Here is a 4,146-nt window from a genome sequence, read left to right as displayed (position 1 = left end):
CAAGCCAAAATACAAGCACTACATGATTCGGGCAACCCTCCTGAAAAATGGGAAAATACTTTGTGAATATGACTTTCTACAGCGGCGATTGCTGAATCGAAGTGAAGCACTTGACGGGCGGTTGCTATCACGTACGTTTCAACTTCTCGATGATTTCTTTAAGGGAAATTACGATCCGAATGTGAAATTAAAACCTCAAGATAGTATACCTGAACAGAGAATCAATGTCCAAAAAGAGGAGAGTCATAGTATAGTTCAGACCATTTTTAGTTTTATTAGATCAACGTTAGGAAAACCATAGAGCCTGTTGCCATCACCAATAAGACCCTCAAAACCCCTCCCCCTTCCTCAATTTAACAACAACCACGCCCCCGCGCTCCACAACAACAATCCTCTCCATGATCTCCTCCCGCAGCCCCCCGGGGAGCCGCTCCGCCTGCCACTCCCGCTCCGCATCAACACTCACCGCGGCATTCGCCGGGTCGGCCGCCGCGACGGCCTTCAGGGCATAGTACGCACCCCCGTAGGCGTGCTGGGGGACGTGCGCTGTCGCCACCGCCTGGCCCGCGGCACGGGCGGCGAAGTGAGCCGCGTCGTTTCCCTTCGCTTCGCGGGCGGCGGCATGGGCGGCGAGCGAAGCCCCGCGGATCTCGGCCATCCTGAACACGCCCGTCCTGACCCAGGTGCGGCATACCTCGATGGCCCTCCGCGGCCGGTCGTCCCCGGGATAGGCCGCTTCAAAGAGGGGAAGCACCCGCTCGGCGCAGTCCGCGGCCCAGGCCGCCATCGTTGTCTGATCCTGTCTGCTGTATTTCTTCATGGACAATCAACTATATTCGCGTCCCTTCCTCAATGATCCTGACGTAATCCACAAACATGTACTGCTTATACCGTTCCTTCCCGGTGATCTCTTCCACGATACCGATATCCTCGAATTTTCCTACAAGCTTGGTTGCGGCCTGACGACTGATGCGCAATTCCTCTGTTATCTGCCCTATCGTGATGATGGGGTGATCAAAGAGCGTATCGATCAGTTTAACCGCATTGACGCCGCCGATATTGTTCTCCAGCAATTTTTCAATCAGCGTTTCCTTGAGTTGAATGATTCTCTTTGCTGTTTCGATGGAATTATTGGATACCTCTATTACGCCCTGAAGGAAAAACTCCAGCCACGCCTCCCAGTTCCCCTGGTACCGGATGCCGTTGAGGAGCGTATAGTACTTCTCCCGATTTCTCTTCAGATAATAACTGAGATACAACAGCGGCCTCGCCAGGACGTCCTTAGAGCAGAGATAAAACGTGATCATCAACCGGCCCATTCTCCCGTTGCCATCCAGGTACGGATGGATCGTTTCCAGTTGAGCGTGGATGAGAGCAGCCTTCACAAGCGTCGGCGTTCTATCGTGGCTCTGGATAAATTGCTCCAGATCCTGCATAAGCCCCGGAACCTGCTCCGGCGGCGGCGGAACGAATACTGCATCCTGGATGGTTCCTCCCGGTACACCGATCCAGTTCTGAACGTGCCGTAACCGGCCTGGAAGTTTATGCGATCCCCGCGTCCCCTGAATCAAAAAGCGGTGAATTTCATTCATCAGATCAAGAGACAGGGGTGAGAACCCCAGTTTCTCTATGCCGTGATGAAGCGCTTTTATGTAGTTCAAGACCTCCTGGATCTCGTTGATGTCGTCTCTGGGCCGGATGTGGGCTTCGAATTCGAGAACACCCTGAAGGGATGCCTGCGTACCCTCGATCTGCGAACTTAACAGCGCCTCCTTTTTAATGTACATCGCCACGAAAAGGTCCGGGTTCGGGAGCACCTGGGTAACTCCGTCAAGGCGGGCAAGAGCGCCATCGGCTCTCGATAATAGATAGAGAATTCCCTCATCGAAAACCAGGTCCGGGGGCGGTAAAGGGTGCGGAATAAACGCGTCATACCCATCTTGGCGGACGAAGACCCCCGCTCTATTATCGGGATACCTCTCCATGCAGTACACTTCAATCTAGAACAATATAAATTGCCTTACAAGTCAACACAAGTTGACTTAGACGCGATTCAGAAATCTAAGTCAACCAGACGTAACTTACAGAGAGGCAGTGGTGTATATGTCAATCCCGGTTGACGTAGCATTGACATCTCCCTTCTAAGTCAACGCAAGTTGACATAGCGTCGACACCTCTCTTCTAAGTCAACCTGCGTTGACGTACACAGACCCGCCTCACCCATGGAGCACCGCAACGGAGAACTGGTGGGATATCCTACACAGGGCGACCGAAGCCCCGGACCGGCACCACAGTCGCAAACGGGCGTGGGAGAGAGGTTCTGAGACGGAATTACCCCCGTTTTCCTGAACTCCCCGGATATTTCCGGTTTTTCACTCTTCTTGCGATCAAGTCGAGAGTATCTCTTCGTACAGCGATATTTATGGTCAGTCGCCGTCACCTCTAATAACGAATAACAATAAGATCACGTTCTACCGAGAATGATCTTCCTTCGTCAAATCACCCAGGACGACATTGCCGTCATCAAAGGATGGCCCCCCTACCCAGCTGAATTCAGCGATCTCGATTACGCGCTCAGAGACAGGGGCTGGCTGGATGAATACTCGCAAAAACCCGACGCGGAGATTCTTATCGCCGACGATGAAGGAACGATTGCCGGTTTTTCGATCATTGCACGAGAGCCCGGCGGCATTGCCGAGTTCCGGATCGCACTCCACCCGGAGAGATGCGGGCGAGGGGTAGGGAGAACCGTCGCATATCTCTCACTCATGCAGGGATTTTCCGATGCTACAACCGGCGCCGTCCGGCTTATCGTAAGGAAGAATAATCCGCGTGCAAAAAGACTGTATGAAGAGATGCACTTCCGAAATACCGGCGAGTGCATAGAGGAGATCCAGGGAAAACCTGTGGAGTTCTATCGGATGGAGATCAACAGGACTGCATTTTACGGGGTGGATTCATGATGAAAGAAGCATTACTGGTCATCGACGTCCAGAACGAATATTTCTCCGGCAATCTGCCGATAACATACCCGAAGGCGAGCCTGACCAGCATCCTTCAGGCGATGGACGCCGCACGTGCTGCAGATGTCCCGGTCGTGGTGATCCGGCACACCAGCACCGTTCCGGATGCCCCGTCGTTCCGGTCCGGAACCCCGGCATGGGAACTCCATCCCGAAGTGAAGAAGCGGCCGTATGACCTGCTCATCGAGAAGGCTCTGCCGGGGAGCTTCACCGATACCGGCCTTGATGCCTGGCTTAGAGAACATTCCGTCAGTTCCGTGACCATCTCCGGCTACATGTCCCAGATGTGCTGTGATTCGACCGCCCGGCAGGCATTCCATAACGGGTACGGCGTGAAATTCCTCTCGGATGCCACCGGGACGCTCTCCGTTACCAACCGGGCCGGGACGATCTCCGATGCCGACCTTCACCGGGCAGTCCTCGTGACCCAGCAGATGCGATTCTCGCAGGTGATGACGACCGCAGAATGGATCCGGTCGCTGGAAATTGCGTATGGGTAGCGGTATTCCCCCTGATCACGTCCGCGGGACTCTCGCGGGCTCCTTTCCTCTTCTCCTTTGAGTGGCCGCCGGTGGTGTATGCACCGGACATCCTCGCGTGGGACATCTTGCCCCCCTCCCGATGATCGTTGCCGCACCGGAGTTCTGGAGAGAACGCTCCAGATTCTTATGGTCATCGGCGGCATACAGAGCCTCGCGGGGTTAATCGGCGCGGCGCTTGCCGGTATGGGTATCCGGAACATCGGTATCCTGGGCTACGTCGGGGTCAGTCTGATCGTATTTCCCCTGCTCGCAATCGTCTTCGGGCAGGCCCCGGAAGGGGCCGGGTGACACCGGTCCGCGATCTCCCGGTGAATGATCTCACGGCACTCCCCGGCAAACCTTGAATCACCGGTACATCCTATCCATACCCACACAAGGACGGGAGAGGGCATGAGCAAGACAATCATTACCGTCGTCGGAAAGGATGCCGTCGGCATTATCGCGAAGGTCTGCACGTATCTTGCCGATAACCAGGTCAATGTCGAGGACATCTCGCAGACGATCGTGCAGGGCTACTTCAATATGATGATGATCGTCGATACCGGCAGATCGACAAAACCGTATGCCGGGATGGTAACCGA

The 4,146-nt window shown here is 54.7% G+C and carries 6 protein-coding genes and 1 pseudogene; 5 read left to right on the top strand and 2 right to left on the bottom strand.

All coding sequences use genetic code 11. The features are described from left to right. Positions 1 to 301, top strand: a pseudogene (locus EI28_RS15070) (2'-5' RNA ligase family protein); the annotation flags it as partial. 27 nt (positions 302 to 328) lie between these two features. Here EI28_RS15070 and EI28_RS12050 read toward each other — a convergent pair. Further along, positions 329 to 820 (bottom strand): putative immunity protein, encoded by a 492-nt coding sequence (locus tag EI28_RS12050; RefSeq protein WP_048115135.1) that lies wholly within the window; start codon positions 818 to 820, stop codon positions 329 to 331. A gap of 10 nt (positions 821 to 830) precedes the next feature. Beyond that, positions 831 to 1,985, bottom strand: a complete 1,155-nt coding sequence (locus tag EI28_RS12045) for a Fic family protein (protein WP_011845096.1) — start codon at positions 1,983 to 1,985, stop codon at positions 831 to 833. 495 nt (positions 1,986 to 2,480) lie between these two features. Between EI28_RS12045 and EI28_RS12040 the strand changes: the two genes are divergently transcribed. From EI28_RS12040 to EI28_RS12030, 4 genes are all read left to right on the top strand, one after another. Further along, entirely contained in the window at positions 2,481 to 2,963 is a 483-nt protein-coding gene (locus tag EI28_RS12040) for a GNAT family N-acetyltransferase (RefSeq protein ID WP_048115133.1), read from the top strand. Continuing rightward, positions 2,960 to 3,523 carry a cysteine hydrolase family protein gene (locus EI28_RS12035; RefSeq protein WP_011845098.1) on the top strand — a complete coding sequence of 188 codons (564 nt, stop codon included), beginning with the start codon at positions 2,960 to 2,962 and terminating at the stop codon, positions 3,521 to 3,523. The genes EI28_RS12040 and EI28_RS12035 overlap by 4 nt, the downstream gene beginning before the upstream one ends. Before the next feature lie 168 nt (positions 3,524 to 3,691). Continuing rightward, entirely contained in the window at positions 3,692 to 3,853 is a 162-nt protein-coding gene (locus EI28_RS14185; RefSeq protein WP_155937417.1) for a hypothetical protein, read from the top strand. A gap of 102 nt (positions 3,854 to 3,955) precedes the next feature. Further along, positions 3,956 to 4,146 (top strand): ACT domain-containing protein (locus tag EI28_RS12030; protein WP_048115132.1); only part of this gene is annotated, 191 nt, incomplete at its 3' end.

This window comes from Methanoculleus sp. MH98A (assembly GCF_000691865.1).
In the GTDB taxonomy this organism is placed as follows: Archaea; Halobacteriota; Methanomicrobia; order Methanomicrobiales; family Methanoculleaceae; genus Methanoculleus.
This window is presented reverse-complemented; position numbering and strand designations above follow the sequence as displayed.